12 protein-coding genes are annotated in these 15,187 nt (G+C 66.5%); 7 read left to right on the plus strand and 5 right to left on the minus strand.

Going from position 1 to position 15,187, the window contains the following annotated elements; genetic code table 11:
- Positions 1 to 50 precede the first annotated feature (50 nt).
- Genes EF834_RS17150 through EF834_RS17165 form a run of 4 tightly spaced genes read right to left on the minus strand, consistent with a single transcriptional unit; the run spans position 51 to position 3,947 of the window.
- Complete coding sequence (locus EF834_RS17150; protein WP_127948437.1) at positions 51 to 1,481, minus strand: MmgE/PrpD family protein; 1,431 nt, start codon at positions 1,479 to 1,481, stop codon at positions 51 to 53.
- Positions 1,478 to 2,320 carry a cyclase family protein gene (locus EF834_RS17155; RefSeq protein WP_127948438.1) on the minus strand — a complete coding sequence of 281 codons (843 nt, stop codon included), beginning with the start codon at positions 2,318 to 2,320 and terminating at the stop codon, positions 1,478 to 1,480. The genes EF834_RS17150 and EF834_RS17155 overlap by 4 nt, the downstream gene beginning before the upstream one ends.
- Positions 2,317 to 3,156, minus strand: coding sequence for an HpcH/HpaI aldolase/citrate lyase family protein (locus EF834_RS17160; protein WP_127948439.1), 840 nt, complete (start codon positions 3,154 to 3,156; stop codon positions 2,317 to 2,319). The genes EF834_RS17155 and EF834_RS17160 overlap by 4 nt, the downstream gene beginning before the upstream one ends.
- A complete protein-coding gene (locus tag EF834_RS17165; RefSeq protein WP_127948440.1) occupies positions 3,153 to 3,947 on the minus strand; it encodes an IclR family transcriptional regulator in 795 nt (264 codons plus the stop codon). Before EF834_RS17165 ends, EF834_RS17160 begins: the two co-directional genes overlap by 4 nt.
- Before the next feature lie 250 nt (positions 3,948 to 4,197).
- On the opposite strand from EF834_RS17165, the gene EF834_RS17170 reads away from it, so the two are divergent.
- The 4 genes from EF834_RS17170 to EF834_RS17185 all read left to right on the plus strand — a co-directional run bounded on the left by EF834_RS17170 (position 4,198) and on the right by EF834_RS17185 (position 9,721).
- Positions 4,198 to 5,607: an FAD-dependent oxidoreductase gene (locus EF834_RS17170; RefSeq protein WP_127948441.1), complete on the plus strand. Its 1,410-nt coding sequence runs from the start codon at positions 4,198 to 4,200 to the stop codon at positions 5,605 to 5,607.
- Between the two features lie 66 nt (positions 5,608 to 5,673).
- Positions 5,674 to 7,134: a dihydroorotase gene (locus EF834_RS17175; RefSeq protein WP_127948442.1), complete on the plus strand. Its 1,461-nt coding sequence runs from the start codon at positions 5,674 to 5,676 to the stop codon at positions 7,132 to 7,134.
- Between the two features lie 11 nt (positions 7,135 to 7,145).
- A complete protein-coding gene (locus EF834_RS17180) occupies positions 7,146 to 8,363 on the plus strand; it encodes a CaiB/BaiF CoA transferase family protein (RefSeq protein ID WP_235871283.1) in 1,218 nt (405 codons plus the stop codon).
- Between the two features lie 41 nt (positions 8,364 to 8,404).
- The gene (locus EF834_RS17185; protein ID WP_127948443.1) at positions 8,405 to 9,721 is read left to right on the plus strand and encodes an MFS transporter; all 1,317 of its coding nucleotides are present in this window, start codon (positions 8,405 to 8,407) and stop codon (positions 9,719 to 9,721) included.
- Positions 9,722 to 9,753: 32 nt separating this feature from the next.
- Here the strand turns inward: EF834_RS17185 and EF834_RS17190 are convergent, their stop codons facing one another.
- The gene (locus EF834_RS17190) at positions 9,754 to 11,829 is read right to left on the minus strand and encodes an acyltransferase family protein (RefSeq protein WP_127948444.1); all 2,076 of its coding nucleotides are present in this window, start codon (positions 11,827 to 11,829) and stop codon (positions 9,754 to 9,756) included.
- Between the two features lie 145 nt (positions 11,830 to 11,974).
- On the opposite strand from EF834_RS17190, the gene EF834_RS17195 reads away from it, so the two are divergent.
- From EF834_RS17195 to bioD, 3 genes are read left to right on the plus strand one after another with little or no spacing between them, the layout of a single operon-like run.
- Positions 11,975 to 13,270, plus strand: a complete 1,296-nt coding sequence (locus EF834_RS17195) for an adenosylmethionine--8-amino-7-oxononanoate transaminase (RefSeq protein ID WP_127948570.1) — start codon at positions 11,975 to 11,977, stop codon at positions 13,268 to 13,270.
- A 38-nt stretch (positions 13,271 to 13,308) separates the two neighbouring features.
- Complete coding sequence (locus EF834_RS17200) at positions 13,309 to 14,493, plus strand: 8-amino-7-oxononanoate synthase (protein ID WP_408014534.1); 1,185 nt, start codon at positions 13,309 to 13,311, stop codon at positions 14,491 to 14,493.
- Positions 14,490 to 15,179, plus strand: a complete 690-nt coding sequence (gene bioD / locus EF834_RS17205; protein ID WP_127948445.1) for a dethiobiotin synthase — start codon at positions 14,490 to 14,492, stop codon at positions 15,177 to 15,179. The genes EF834_RS17200 and bioD overlap by 4 nt, the downstream gene beginning before the upstream one ends.
- Positions 15,180 to 15,187 lie beyond the last annotated feature (8 nt).

The raw sequence follows: 15,187 nt of genomic DNA on the forward strand, positions 1-15,187 counted from the left end.
TGCATCCAAGCCGCGGGGTCGACGTCACCGAGGGTGTGCGTCGGGCGCAGTCACCGAGGCTGTGCGTCGCGCACTGTGGACATCAGCTCGGGGAGGTTCCCGGCGTTGATCAGCTCGAATGTCTTGTCCGCGACGAGCAGGATGTCGCTGTGGGACAGACCGCGACAAGCGTTGAGCTCGAACTTCGTAGTCAGCTCCTCGTCGGACAGGGGGTTCTCGGGACCGCCGCGGTTGTGGCTGACCCGAGATTCGTGCCATCGCCCATCACGAGTTCTGACCCGAAGCACCGCCGGAAACTGGTGCGGGTACAGCTTGTTGCAGCTGTCGTCGTCGTGGCAGGTCGCGAGCGCCGCCAGCGCGAGGGTCCTCGGGTCGCGTGCCGCCTCGTCGGTGAAATCGGTGTGGCCGATACCGAGCCCGCTCCCTCCGAGGAGTGCGCGCGCGACCGTGTAGGGCCCCGAAAAGGCTGCGTGGTAGCCGGATTCAGGTGCCGTCTTGGCCGCCGGGGGCTCTGCGATGGTGCGCAGAACCGGTGCTGGAACGCCGAGGTCGATCTCGAGGATCTCGTCCGGATCGACCCCTCGGGAACGCAGGTCCCGCGCCGCATCGATACCGGCGTGCGTGAAATGGTTGCAGGGGTATGGCTTGAAGAAAATTCCCGGCAGTTCCCAGTGCTGTCCGAGGCGATCGACAACCTTGTCGACGTCGGCACGGTCACCGCAGAACGCGTGCAGGAAGCCGAATCGACCCTCGATGACCGTGGGCGGCCCGGTGAGGCCGTGACGCGCCAGCTGTGCTGCCCCCACACCCGAGTGCGCTGCCCACCCGCAGTGAGCGCGTTTGACAGTGCCCCCGGTCCGGTTCGCCTCGAGCAGGCCGGCACCGAAGCTGGCGGCGATGCCCATCGCGTCTGCGATGCCCCTGCTGTCGAGTCCGTAGAGCGAGGCAGCTGCCGCGGCGGACCCGACTGCGCCGCAGATCGAGGTCGCGTGCAGGCCGCGCTCGAAGAACTCCGAGTTGCCGAGATCCTCGTCGTAGCCACCCATTCCGAGCCGCACCGCGATCTCGATTCCCACGCCCGCGGCATCCAGGAGGCTCGGTCCGTCAGCCCCAACGGCCTCGGCGACTGCGAGTGCGGTGGGGACGACGGATGCGGACGGATGCAGCACCGAGGGCAGGTGGGTGTCGTCGGAATCCATCGAATGTGCGAGAGTGCCGTTGACGAGTGCGGCCGTTGCGGCGGGGAACCGGGAGCCGGTTCCGATCGCGGACGCCTCCTCCGTTCCGGACCACTCACGGGCGACGGCCGTGGCAGCCGTGGCGGACGGCTGGCCTAGCGCGGCAATGGAGTTCCCGAGAACATCGAGGATTCGTCGGGCGACGTCCCTCCTCAGCGTCGAGGGAAGCCCGTGGTCCCGCGTCGTCACGGCCAGATCGGCAAGCCTGCCGACGACGGTCTGGTGAGCGTTCTGCCGGCTCATCGGCCGACCAGCGCCACCGGGCGCACCGGCGAACCGGTCCCGCCCGTGATACGTAGCGGTGCCATCACGAACGTGAATTCGGTGAGCCCGCGCCGCGACGCGTCCTCGAGGTTCAGGTGCTCGATGATGTGAATTCCGTTGTCCACGAGCAGTACCCGGTGCACTGGTAGTACGCTGTGGCCTTTGCCGGGTGGTATGTGCTCGAACGCTGTCGTATCGGCACCCGCGGCGACGATTCCTGTGGCAGCGAGCCAGTTCGCCGCGCTGACGTCGGCACCCGGGACGCCGTCGGTCTGGCCGAGATAGCGGTCGGGCGTGTCGAAGTGTCGTGCCCATCCTGTGCGAATCAGCGCGACGTCGCCTTGCTCGGGTACCACACCGGCGAGCTCGGCGGCGTTGCGGAGGTCGCCTTCGGTCACGGGCTGCCCGGCATCGAGCACGTCCACACCACGTACCCGCGCCACGTCCAGCAGAACTCCGCGTCGGATGAGAAACGGGATCGATTCGGCGCCCAACTCGGCGAAGCGCCCACCACGTTGTGCTTCCTGCGCGTCGATTCCACCGTGCAGCTTGCCCTCGTGGCTGACGTGAGAAAGCGCGTCGACGTGGGTTCCGACGTGACCGCCGGTGATGATGATCTCGTTCGATGCGGAGCCGCCGTCCGGCCGCACCATGTCCCCGTGCCGGCGGATGAGGATCATGCGGAAGCCGGGGTGATTCGGCGAGCACGGCATGCCGGTCGAATGGGGGTGGCCGAGTTCGACGACATCGAGTCGACTCGACGCGACGGCGTCGAGGAGGGAGTCGGTGCGCTCGGTCGTGGCAGCGTTCTCGGTCATGCATTTCTCCTCGCGTGTTCGTATCGTTCGGCCCGATCCAGGACGACGCGCGCGTTGGCGATCACGGCCGGGTCGATGAACCGGCCATCGGTGTCCAGCACGGCGGATTCGCCGTTGCATTCGGACCGCGTTGCACTGCCGACCACGCGTCGAGCCGTTTCGACCTCGGCGGCGTCGGGGGTATAGGCGGCATTGACCGGCGCGATCTGGCTTGGGTGCACGACCGACCGCCCGAAGAATCCCTGGGTGAGTCCCAGCCGCGACGACTCGGCCAACCCGTCGAGATCGGCGACATCGGTCCACACACTCTGCACCGGCGAGCCGAGTTGGGCAGCGCGCGCGGCGGCGACGATCCAGCCGCGAGCCCACACGAGCCCGTCCGGCCTGACCCGCAGGTCGGCGGCCAGGTCGGCTTCGCCGAGTGCGATTCCGGTGACCCGAGGGTGGCACCGAGCTAGTTCGGGGGCGCCCAGCAAACCGGCCGCGGACTCCACGAGTGCATGGACCTCGAAGCAGACCCGTTCTGCGATCGAGGCGAGCACCGCGGGAACCTCCGCCTTGGGCACTCGAATGCCCGCGGGCCGGGCGTCGGCATGCATCAGCGCGTCGACCTCCGCCTCCGCGCATGCTCCGCTTCCGGCGCTGATTCGAACCCAGATCGTTCGATCCGGGTGGGCCTCTAGAGCATCGAGTGCATTCGCGAGGGCAAGGGTTTTGGCGTGCACGGGAACTGCGTCCTCGAGGTCGATGACCACGGCGTCGGCCGGGCCGGCAACCGCCTTCTCGATCCGGTCCGCGCGGTGCCCCGGCACATACAGCCAGCTGCGGGGGGTCATTCGACTGCTGCCGTGGAGGGGACGTCGGCGGGATATCCGAGGTTGCGTGAGATGCGTGACGCGGCGTCCTTCAGTGTGCCCTCGTACGCGGTGCACGCCTCGGGCGTCATCCGGTAGGCGGGGCCGCAGACCGACACCGAGCCGACAACCGTCCCGTCGGCTCCGAACACCGGGGCCGCGATCGACCCGGCCCCCTCTTGCCGCTCACCGACGGATCGACACACACCGTGCTCACGCGCTTCTCGGAGGGTGTCGCGGAGAAGGTCCGGCTCGATGATCGTCGTCGAGGTCAGCCTGCCGAGCGGTTGAGCGAGCACGTCCTCCTGTTGCTGTAACGGGAGGAACGCCAAGATGATTCGGCCGGACGAGCCGGTGTGCAAGTCGAAGCGACGACCGAGTTCGACGGTCATCTTGATCTCTCGGTCGCTTTCGACTTGATCGAGATAGACCCGCCCTCCGGGGACGCGCGCGGAGACGGTGGCGGTTTCGCCGGTAGCCCGCTGTAGGTCGAGGAGCGCATCCTGCGCGGCGCGGCGCAGCGGCGAGACGTCGATTGCCCGCGCACCCAACGTCGCCGCGGCCGGGCCCAGAAGGTAACGACGTGTTGCGGTGTCGTACAGGAGCAGACCGCACTCGACGAACGTCGTGAGGATGCGGTGCGTGACGGCTTTGGACAGGCCGGTCGAACGGGCGATCTCCGATACCCCGAGGGCGCTGGCGCTACGGCCGAATTCCAGCAGAACCTCGGCCGCCCGCGCTGTCGCGACAGTTCCTCCGGTGGAGGTCTCCATGCTGTCTCCATTCTCCGATCGGCCCGGGAACACCCCCTTCGTGTGTACCGCGCAGCGGAACAAATGTCTAGGGGGTTTCCATGCCATGTACCGGGTGTCGTTCCGCTATCAAATCGTATAGCAGGTCTTGTGCGTCCATTCGTGGGAGTGCATAGTGCAATAGACCACACTAAAGTGGTCCGCTAAGCGGAACGTTTGGTCTAGTGCAACGTCTAATCCAAAGCGCTGACGCGGAGCACGAGGAGGAACCATGGACGGTCCGGATGTCGACTTGGTCGTCGCCGGTGCAGGCGGCGGATTGGTCGCCGCGCTACGTGCTGCCGAAATGGGCGCGAGCGTTCTCGTCGTGGATGCCGACGCAGACTTTCGGCGCGGCAACAACACCTCGATGTGCACGGCGATGATCCCGGCGGCAGGAACGCGCTGGCAGAGGGTGGCGAACGTTGACGACAGCCCCGACAGGTTCCTGGGGGACATCGCTCGCAAAACGAAGGGCACGGCGGATCTGCGGTTGGCGCGAGCACTCGCCGACGTGAGCGCCCCCATGGTTACCTGGCTGGCGGACTCCCTCGGCTTGGACCTGCACCTGGTCACCGATTTCCGCTATCCGGGTCACAGCGCGGACAGGTGTCACACCATCGCCGGACGACACGGGTCGCAGTTGCTCGGCCATCTCGTGGATCGGACTCGCCGGCACCCGGGGATCGAACTGATCGCACCGATGAGTCTGCAGAATGTCTCGACGGAGTACGGCAGGGTCACGGGTGTCGAGATCGCCAGCCCCGACGGTGCCGGCGAGCACGTCACAGCCGGAGCAGTGCTCCTCGCCACCAACGGATTTGGCGCCGACGCCGGCCTGGTGCGGCAATGGATACCGGAGATCGCCGACTGCCACTACCACGGCGGTCAGTACAGCCGGGGGGACGCGCTCCGCATAGGACGAGCCCTGGGCGCGGACACTGCTTTCCTTGACGCCTACCAGGGGCACGCGGCCTTGTCGTCGCGCTGCAAGACACTGGTGGGATGGGCGACGGTCCTGCACGGCGGGATCATCGTCAACAAGGAAGGCCAGCGGTTCGCACCGGAAACGACAGGCTACTCGGAGTTCGCCGCCTTGCTGGCCGCACAGCCGGAAAGTGCCGGCTGGATCATCATCGACGAACACATCGCCGACCTGTGCAGCACCTTCGACGACTTCCGCGCGGTCACAGAGAACGGTGCACTGGTCGAGGCAGCGAGCGCGCACGAACTCGCGGAACGACTGCACCTGCCCGCCGACGTTCTCGAAGACGAGATCTCGGCGTCGCACCGTGCCGCCGCCGGGCTCGAGCCCGACCGGCAGGGGCGAATCGACGACCGACACGCACTCACCCCGAACTACATCGGGATCGGCATCACTCCCGCCCTGTTCCACACACAGGGCGGCCTGGTGGTCGATGGTTCGGCTCGCGTCCTCGACGAACGTGACCACGCGCCGATAGAGGGGCTCTACGCCTCAGGCGGCGCCGCCACCGGGATCTCCGGCAAAGGAGCTGGCGGATACCTCGCCGGCAACGGTCTCATCACCGCGCTCGGGCTCGCCTTCCTGGCGGCAGAAGACGTGGGGCAGCAGAAGACGTGGGCAGCCGGGTCGGCGTCCGGTTCCCGTGCCATCAGTTGACCCCCACAGGACAAAGGCCCAGACACGACAGAGGCCCAGGAGAAGGGCCAAGACAGGAGAAGGGTAATGAGCAGCTACCTGATCAAGAACGGCACCGTGGTCCGTGGCGGCCGTTCGGGTCCCGCGGAAGGCGAGCACAGCGACGTCCTCATCGAGGACGGGAGGATCTCCGCCATCGGGCCGGGCCTGCGTGCCGACAACGCCGAAATCGTGGATGCGACAGACAAGCTCGTCTTCCCCGGCGTGGTCGACGCGCACCAGCACTGGGGTATCTACAACCCGCTCGCCGAAGACACCGTCACCGAATCCCGCGCCAGCGCACAAGGTGGCGTCACCACTGCACTGACCTATATGCGGACCGGTCAGTACTACCTCAACAAGGGTGGCGCATATTCCGACTTCTTCCCCGAGGTGCTCGACGCCTCGAACGGGCGGTCGTACGTCGACTACGCATTCCATCTCGCGCCGATGTCGAAGCAGCACATCGACGAGATTCCCACACTCGCCGCAGACCAGGGCGTGACGTCGTTCAAGATCTTCATGTTCTACGGCAGCCACGGGTTGCACGGACGCTCGACCTCGCAGAGCGACTTCCTGATGATCCCCGAGGACGAACGGTACGACCTCGCTCACTTCGAGTTCGTCATGCGGGGAATCCAGAAGGCCCGCGAGCAGATGCCCGAACTGGCGCCCCACATCTCGTTGTCGCTGCACTGTGAGACCGCGGAGATCATGACCGCGTACACCAAGCTCGTCGAAGAGGAGGGGAAGCTCACCGGACTCGCCGCGTACAGCGCGTCACGGCCCCAGCACTCCGAGGGGCTCGCGGTGACCATCGCGTCGTTCCTCGCCGACGAGACCGGGCTGCCGAACATCAACCTGCTGCACCTGAGCTCCGCGAAGGCCATGAAGGCAGCGATGAAGATGGCGGAGGCCTTCCCGCACGTCGACTTCCGACGTGAGGTGACCATCGGCCACCTCCTCACCGACATCGACACCGCAAATGGGCTCGGGGCAAAGGTCAACCCACCGATCCGTCCCCGCGAGGACGTCGAGGCGCTGTGGGAGCACATGCTTGCCGGCAATGTCGATTGGGTGGTCTCCGATCACGCCTGCTGCAAGGAGGAGATGAAGTTTGGCGACAACCAGGACGACATCTTCGCTGCGAAGTCGGGGTTCGGGGGCACGGAGTACTTGCTCGCCGGGCTGGTGACCGAGGGCCGCAAACGCGGACTCTCGCTGCGTCGCATCGCGCAATTGACCGCCACCGACCCGGCCGACCGCTACGGCCTGCCCGGAAAAGGCCGGCTCGCGGAAGGCTTCGACGCCGACATCGCGATCGTCGACCCGAATCGGACGTGGACGGTGCGGGCGGAGGATTCGGAATCCACCCAGGAGTACACGCCGTTCGAGGGCTTCGAGCTCACAGCCGCGGTGACGGACACCTTCGTGCGGGGCCATCGCGTTCTCGCGGGCGGCACCGTGACCGGCGACCCTGTCGGCCACTACCTGTCGCGGCCCTACTGAGGATCGAATTCGTGACCAACACAACTGATTCCGGGCGCGTGGCGGGACCACTTCGGGGCTTCCGCGTCATCGACGTCTCGACCATACTCGCGGGGCCGCTCGCCGCCCAGATCCTCGGCGACTTCGGTGCCGAGGTGATCAAGATCGAGCATCCGCGAAAGCCCGACGGCATGCGCGGCCACGGTCTCGACAAGGACGGTGTGCCGCTGTGGTGGAAGATGATCAGCCGCAACAAGCAAACGGTCACCCTTGACCTCAGCACCACAGACGGGCAGGGCATCTTCCGGGACCTCGCGGCCACAGCAGACGTGGTGATCGAGAACTTTCGGCCCGGCACGTTCGAGCGATGGGGTTTGTCGTACGACGTACTCTCGGCAGTCAATCCCGGTTTGATCTTGCTGCGCGTGACTGGTTTCGGGCAGAAGGGGCCGTACTCCAAGCGCCCGGCGTTCGGCACCCTGGTCGAGTCGATGAGCGGCTTCGCGCACCTGACCGGTCCGCCCGACGGTCCGCCGACGCTTCCCGCGTTCGGCCTGGCCGACTCGATTGCGGGTATCGCCGGATCGTCGGCGGTGTCCATGGCTCTGCTCGAACGCGAGCGAAACGGGGGCACCGGCCAGCAGGTCGATCTCGATCTGCTCACCCCCATCATGACCGCGGTCGGCCCAGGCGTGATGTATGCCGATCAACTCGGAATCGATCAGGAACGCACCGGAAATCGGTCGCAGAACAACGCGCCTCGAAACCTGTACCGGACCAAGGACGACCAGTGGGTCGCCATCTCCACGAGCGCACACGCGATCGCGGAGCGGGTCATGCGCATCGTCGGCCACCCCGAAGTGATCGACGAGGACTGGTTCGCGACAGGGCGGCAACGGGCCCAGCACGCGGATCTACTCGACGCCTACGTCGGCGACTGGATCGCCGAGCGGACACGCGACGAGGTGACCGAGGTCTTCGAGGATGCCGGTGCAGCGGTAGCTCCGGTGTACCGCCCGAGCGACCTGCTGCGTGATCCACAGGTGGTCGACACCGACATGATCACCGCCGTGGACGACGAGGAACTCGGTCCGATGCGAATGCAGAACGTGATGTGGCGGATGGGTGGATCGCCGGGCTCGATCCGTCACACCGGCCGGTCGGCGGGAGCGGACACCGATCGCGTCCTCTCCGCACTGGGTCGAACACCCCACGACCTCGACGACCTGCGCGAGCGCGGCGTCATCTGACAGGGCCACATCAGCGGTTACATCATGCAGGGGAGCAAGCCTTGAAATCGCGTTGGTTGACCATCGGCATCGTCCTCGGGCTGGTGGTGGTGAACTACATCGATCGCAGCGCGATTTCCTACGCGGCGAGCGATCTACGAGACGAATTCGGGATCAGCGCCGGGCATTACGGTGTGATCAGCTCCGCTTTCTCGATCGGGTACATGCTGTTCGCACTGCTGTCCGGCCCACTGGTCGACCGCTTCGGACCACGCCGGGTGCTCATTGTGGGCATGTTCATCTGGGCGGCTGCTACTGCCCTGACACCGCTTGCCGGCGGGTTCATCGGATTGGTCCTGCTGCGCATCTTCCTCGGCGCCGGGGAAGCTCCGTGCTTCCCGGCTGCGACCCGCATCGCCAGCCGTTGGCTTCCGATCCAAGAACGAGGCAAGGCGCTCGCCCTGATCGGTGGCGTGGCGGTATCCGGCAGCCTGTTGGTGGGCGGACCCATCCTTACCCAGCTGATCGCATTCACCGGCTGGAAGGGCATGTTCGTGATCTTGGGGGTCGCCGGTGTCGCGTGGGTGTTCGTTGCGCTGCCCTGGCTGAAGAACTCACCGAGTGAGGCATCCTTCGTCTCAGAGGAAGAGCTTCGCTACATCCGTGAGGGTCAGGTGGAGGGCGAGGATACCGGCCACGAGTCGAAGGCTGAGTGGGGAAAGGTCCTCCGCAACCGCAACCTGTGGGTCGTGGGTCTGGGCTATTTCGCTTGGGGGTTCATGTTCTGGGTGTTCATGTTCTGGCTCCCGCAGTACCTCGAGCACTCGTTCGGACTCTCCATCCAAGCTATCGGCGCGTTCTCGGTTGCGCCGTGGGCGGCAGGTGTCGTTGGCGCGCTCGCCGGCGGGATCATCGTCGACCGTGTCTACAAGCGCACCGAGAGCATTCGGTCGCGGTTCGTCATCATCGGTGTCGCCCTGCTGCTCGCCGGAGCGTCAGTGGCACCGATCCTGTTCGTGCCTGGCAACTTGACGGTTGCGCTGATCTGCATTTCGGCGGGTGTCGGTTTCGGCTTCATCACCGGGGGCATCTGGTGGGTAGCTTCGATCGACGCGGCTCCGACACAGCCGGGCACCGCTGCAGGCTTCGCCGACGCGTGCTTCGCGCTGGCGGGAATCGTCGCACCGACCGTCGTGGGCTTCATCGTCAACCAGAGCGGAAGCTACGACGGCGGATTCGTCGTGATGTCAGTTCTGTGTCTCGTAGGCGCTACCGCGATGCTCTTCTTCACCGAGGAGCAGGAAAGGCACCCCACCGACTCCGCGAATCCTCCCGATGAGTCCGCAGACGTGGAAGTGTCCGATAGGACGGTAGGTTGACCGGTTCGGGTTGAGCGGGCCAGGTGGACCGGTCACCACCACCCGGTCGCTGGACCGAGGGCAAGCCCGAGGGGAGGCGCAAGAGTCCGGGAGTACGTCGCGGTGAGGTGGTTCGAGTCGCGGTAGATCAGAACGTTTCCCTCGATGACCTGGCAGCGATCGGTGCGGCAAACAGCGTCGGACAGATCGAGCAGCCGAACGTTCGGCAGTTGCGCGGCTGCGGTCGGCGCGGGGTCGACCGGTGACAGGACCGCGTCGCGGTCGATACCGCACGATTCGGCGTTGCCGCCTCGTCCGGCGAGGCAGTCCGAGGCCCGGTACTCGACGCCATCGCGTTCGAGCCATGGTGTGTCGCGTATCGCGACCACCGGGAGCTGCCGATCGGCGAGGGCCTGCCACAACGCGACGTAGCCGGCGGGGGTGTAGTCGCCGGGACCGTCGGGCCGCGGGCGGGTCGAGGTGCTGAACACGACGTCGGGGGGCATCGCGTCGAGCGCGTCGATCACGCTATACGTCCACTGCTCGCATTCGCCGATTTCCGAGTCGGGTCCGGGTGGCAACACCGCCGGGCATCCCACCTTCAGGTAGGTCTGCACTCGAAAGTTGTGTTCTCGGCCGAGGATGTCGAGGGCTGGTTGCCAGTTCTCGGCGTGTGAGCCTCCGATGAGTGCGAGCGTGCGGGCACTGTTGGGGTCACCGTACGTGCAGGTGCGCGCGAACGTCTCACCATCCTGCGCCAGGCAGCCGTCGGGCGTGGAGTCCGGGAGGTCCGCATGAGCGACGAACCGCGACGGTTGTTCTCGCTCCGGAGGTGCGTCGGCGCCTTCTGTGAGTGCCGCGGCGCCGGGATAGATCAGCGGGTCGAGTTCGGTCTGTTGTGTGGACTCGTCCGCCCTGCGGTCGATGAACGCGGTCAAGGACACTGACCCCCCGGCGATCGCGACCGCGACCACGGAGACGGAGGCGATCAGCACCGTCTTGGTACGTCCCGATCCGGAGGGTCGACGAATCGGTGTTTCGATCAGTCTGGTGGTCGCCTCCGCGAGCACCAGGGACAGCCCGATGACGACGAGACCGCCCGTGAATCCGGCGTCGGGCTTGTCGAGCAACACGAGATACCCGATCAGGAGCGGCCAGTGCCACAGGTACAGCGCGTAGGCCATGTCTCCGAGACGGTGCAGCGGGCGAGTCGTGAGCAGACGAGTGACCGGGTTGTCAGTGCCGTTGTCGGAGTCGGACCCGGAATATCCGGCCATGATCAGGGCCAGGGCCGCGCCCACCGGAACCAGAGCCCACGGTCCCGGGAACTGGTTGCGGCCGTCGAGAAACACCCCGCACCCGATAAGGACCGCGAGACCCGCGAAGGACAGCAGGATCCGCGTCGATCGGGGGAAGCGCAACCACGGCGCGACGCACGCCAGGAGACCGCCGGCCAGCAACTCCCACATGCGTGCGCCGGTGTCGTAGTAGAGCCAGGTCTGCGGCATCGAACTGGTCGCCGCGTAGATGAACGAGGCTGCCGTGAACACCGCGAGCAGGACCGTGAGCGGCAGCCGAACCGGATAGCCCCGTGACCGCAACAACCACGCCACGCCAAATACCACCGCCAGTGCGGCTAGATAGAACTGGCCTTGGACCGAGATCGACCACAGGTGCTGCAGCGGACTGACGGACGGATCCGCAGCCAGATAGTCGCTCGCCGTATCGGCAAGGTGCCAGTTCTGTAGGAAAAGCAGCGATGCCGTCGTCTGTCTCGCAGTGTCGTACCAGGCCGTCGCGGGGTAGTGGAGGATCGTGAACGCAGCGACCACCGCGAGGATCAGTACCAGCGCAGGTGCGAGACGGCGGGTAACGCGCCGCACGACCGGGACCGGATCCAACGGCTTCATCGACTCGGCGGTCCGCAGCAGAGAGCCTACGAAGAAGAATCCTGACAATGTGAGGAAGATGTCGACGCCGCCGGAGACGCGGCCGAACCACACGTGGTAGACCACGACGAGGGCGATTGCCAGACCGCGAACGCCATCGAGGTCGCCCCTGCGAACTGTGGGGACGCGGTTCGCCGAGCCCAGCTGCCCGGTGGATCTATCGGCGGGTTGGAGGAACACGCAATCCTCTTCGGTGTGCTGGGTGGGGCTGAAATCGGGTCGACGCGCACCGCGGACCGAGAGTCGACGGCACTTCCCTCACGTTACCTGTTGCAGCGAGCGATCAGCTGGGCGCCTACAGTCGGGCGGCGTGAACTCCGTGCGCATGCCCTCCGATCGGATCGTCGAAATCGACACCAACCACTTGTGGCACCCCTATGGAGCATTTCCGGCCTCGACCGGCCCGCTCGTCGTCGAGTCGGCGGAGGGCGCTCGGCTGACCTTGGCGGACGGCACCGAACTGGTCGACGGAATGAGTTCCTGGTGGTCGGCTATCCACGGCTACCGCAACCCGGTCCTCGACGCCGCCGTCACCGACCAGCTCGGCCGCATGAGTCATGTGATGTTCGGCGGGCTCACCCACGCGCCCGCTGCCCGCCTCGCGGAGCTGTTGGTCCAAATCACACCGGAAGGTCTCGACAAGGTGTTCCTTGCGGATTCCGGTTCCGTGTCGGTCGAGGTTGCCATCAAGATGTGCCTGCAGTTCTGGAGGAGCACGGGCCGACCAGAGAAGCATCGCCTACTGACCTGGCGGGGCGGCTATCACGGAGACACGTTCGCACCGATGAGTGTCTGTGATCCGGACGGCGGCATGCACTCGATGTGGACCGACGTCCTCGTCCAGCAGGTGTTCGCGCCTGCGCCTCCGCGAGACTTCGACCCTGTCTACGTCGCCGAATTCGAACGAATCGTGGTCGAGCACCGCGACGAACTAGCCGCGGTCATCGTCGAACCCGTCGTTCAGGGCGCGGGCGGCATGCGTTTCCACCACCCCGACTACCTGCGGGAGCTACGCAGGATGTGTGACGAGCACGGCCTACTCCTGGTGTTCGACGAGATCGCGACCGGTTTCGGCCGCACCGGCGAACTGTTCGCCGCCGACCATGCCGGAGTCACGCCGGATGTCATGTGCGTCGGCAAGGCGCTCACAGGCGGCTACCTCACCCTCGCCGCGACCCTCTGCAAGGAGTCGATAGCGGAGACGATCAGTGCGGGCCCGGGCGGCGGCATCATGCACGGTCCGACGTTCATGGCGAACCCGATGGCCTGCGCCGTCGCGGCCGCTGCGGTGGAGTTGCTGCTCGCGCGGGACTGGCGCGCCGAGGTCTCCGCGTTGAACGAGGGTCTCGAACGTGGCCTGGCTCCGGCACGAGATGTGCCGGGTGTCGCGGACGTGCGGGTCCTTGGCGGAGTCGGAGTAATCGAACTCTCCGATCCCGTCGACATGCAGTCCGCGACAGATGCGGCCGTCGCTTCCGGAGTGTGGCTTCGACCGTTCCGGAACCTGATCTATGCGATGCCCCCGTACGTGTGTTCCGTCGACGAGGTCGACCGCATCGCGGCCGGCATGGTCGCGGCCGCCCACAGCCAAGTGCGACTATCCGCGCTGCCTCACAATTGACGCTGCCTCCCAATTGAACGGCGTTCAAGTCTGCTTGTATCGTGCTTTGGGTGGGTATCGAACGCACCGGCGGCGCTGTATGTGCTGCATTGTCCTGGCTGGACGACGTCGAGAGAGAGCGGCAAGCGGCCGGTCTCCGGCGTGAGCTGCGTCCACGCAGTGTCGCCGACCCCCTGATCGATCTCGCCTCCAACGACTACCTCGGGCTCGTTCGGCATCCGGAGGTGTTGGCAGGCGCCGTGGATGCCCTCAATCGTTGGGGCGGCGGAGCGACCGGTTCTCGACTGGTCACCGGCACGACATCCGATCACGAATTGCTCGAACGTGAGCTCGCCGAGTTCGTCGGCTCCGAGGCCGGTCTGGTGTTCGCGAGCGGCTATGCGGCCAATCTCGGCGCGGTGACTGCGCTTTCGGGCAAGGGCTCACTGATCGTCTCCGACGCCGGCTGCCACGCGTCCCTGGTCGACGCGTGCCGCCTCTCCGGGGCGCGGGTCGTCGTCGCTCCCCACGCCGATGTCGCGTTCGTCGCCCGGGCACTCGCCGAGCGCACCGAGGAACGCGCGCTCGTGCTTACCGATTCGGTTTTCAGCGCTGACGGCGATCTCGCCCCGCTGCTCGAACTCCACCGCGTGTGCCGGGAGCATCGAGCAGTCCTGCTCGTCGACGAGGCGCACGGTATCGGCATCCGCGGTCACGGCGGCCGTGGGCTCGTCGAGGAGGTCGGCCTGGCCGGAGCGCCGGACGTCGTCGTCACCGCGAGCCTGTCGAAGTCGCTGGCCAGCCAGGGTGGCGTGGTGCTGGCATCGGCCAAGGTACGAGCCCATCTCGTCGATGCCGCCCGCACGTTCATCTTCGACACCGGCCTTGCCCCGGCTGCGGTGGGTGCTGCCCGGGCGGCGTTGGCTGTGCTGATCCGGGAACCCGAGCGCGTGACCGCAGTACTCGACCGGGCGGGGCAGCTCGCCCGGATCGCTGGAAGCGACGAGCCCCAATCGGCTGTGGTGTCGGTCATCCTCGGTGATCCGGACCTAGCGTTGGCGGCGGCCACGGCATGTCGGGAGCGAGGGCTGCACGTGGGCTGCTTTCGTCCGCCCTCCGTGCCGGCCGGTACCTCGCGTCTGCGTTTGACGGCGCGTGCGACGATCGACACGGAAGAGATGTCACACATTGAATCCGTTCTGTCCGAAGTGCTTTGGGACCGGATGGTGGCGGCTCCGGCATGAGCGTGTTGGTTGTGTCGGGGACGTCAACGGATGTAGGCAAGACCGTCGTCACCGCCGCGCTCGCGGCAGCACTGAGTGCGGCGGGCCGTTCGGTCGCGGTGTGCAAGCCCGCGCAGACCGGTGTCGGTCCGGATGAGCCGGGTGACATGGCAGAGGTGACGCGCTTGAGCGGCGTGAGCACGACAGTCGAGTTGGCCCGCTTTCCCGAGCCGCTCGCCCCGGACACCGCAGCACGGCGCAGTGGGATACCGCTGGTGACCCGTGCCGAGGTGTTGTCGGCGGTGAGAGAGCTCGACGCCCGGCACGACGTCACGCTGGTCGAGGGCGCCGGTGGGTTGCTGGTACGCCTCGGCGCCGGCGGGTTCACGGTCCGCGATCTCGCCGTTGACCTGGACGCTCCCGTTGTCGTGGTTGCGGCTCCGGGTCTGGGCACCCTCAATCACTGCGCGCTGACGGCGGAAGCGCTCGCCTCGGCGCGCGTCAAGTGCAGTGGATTCGTCGTCGGTTCATGGCCGCGACACCCCGACCTTGCGGCTCGGTGCAATCTCGACGACCTTCCGGTCGTCACCGGGTCGTCACTGGTGGGACGTGTTCCGGAAGGGGTCGCGGGACCGGACGCGTCTGGGTTCGCAGCTGCCGCGGCCGGGTGGTTCGATCCCGACTGGCTCGAAACGCTGGCATCCTGACAATCCGC

This window comes from Rhodococcus spongiicola (assembly GCF_004011835.1).
Classification (GTDB): Bacteria; Actinomycetota; Actinomycetes; order Mycobacteriales; family Mycobacteriaceae; genus Prescottella; species Prescottella spongiicola.

Coding starts and splice junctions, on each gene's coding strand:
- EF834_RS17165 (WP_127948440.1), bottom strand. CDS start 3,947: ATGGAGACCTCCACCGGAGGAACTGTCGCGACAGCGCGGGCGGCCGAG.
- EF834_RS17160 (WP_127948439.1), bottom strand. CDS start 3,156: ATGACCCCCCGCAGCTGGCTGTATGTGCCGGGGCACCGCGCGGACCGG.
- EF834_RS17195 (WP_127948570.1), top strand. CDS start 11,975: ATGCCCTCCGATCGGATCGTCGAAATCGACACCAACCACTTGTGGCAC.
- EF834_RS17155 (WP_127948438.1), bottom strand. CDS start 2,320: ATGACCGAGAACGCTGCCACGACCGAGCGCACCGACTCCCTCCTCGAC.
- EF834_RS17150 (WP_127948437.1), bottom strand. CDS start 1,481: ATGAGCCGGCAGAACGCTCACCAGACCGTCGTCGGCAGGCTTGCCGAT.
- EF834_RS17170 (WP_127948441.1), top strand. CDS start 4,198: ATGGACGGTCCGGATGTCGACTTGGTCGTCGCCGGTGCAGGCGGCGGA.
- bioD (WP_127948445.1), top strand. CDS start 14,490: ATGAGCGTGTTGGTTGTGTCGGGGACGTCAACGGATGTAGGCAAGACC.
- EF834_RS17175 (WP_127948442.1), top strand. CDS start 5,674: ATGAGCAGCTACCTGATCAAGAACGGCACCGTGGTCCGTGGCGGCCGT.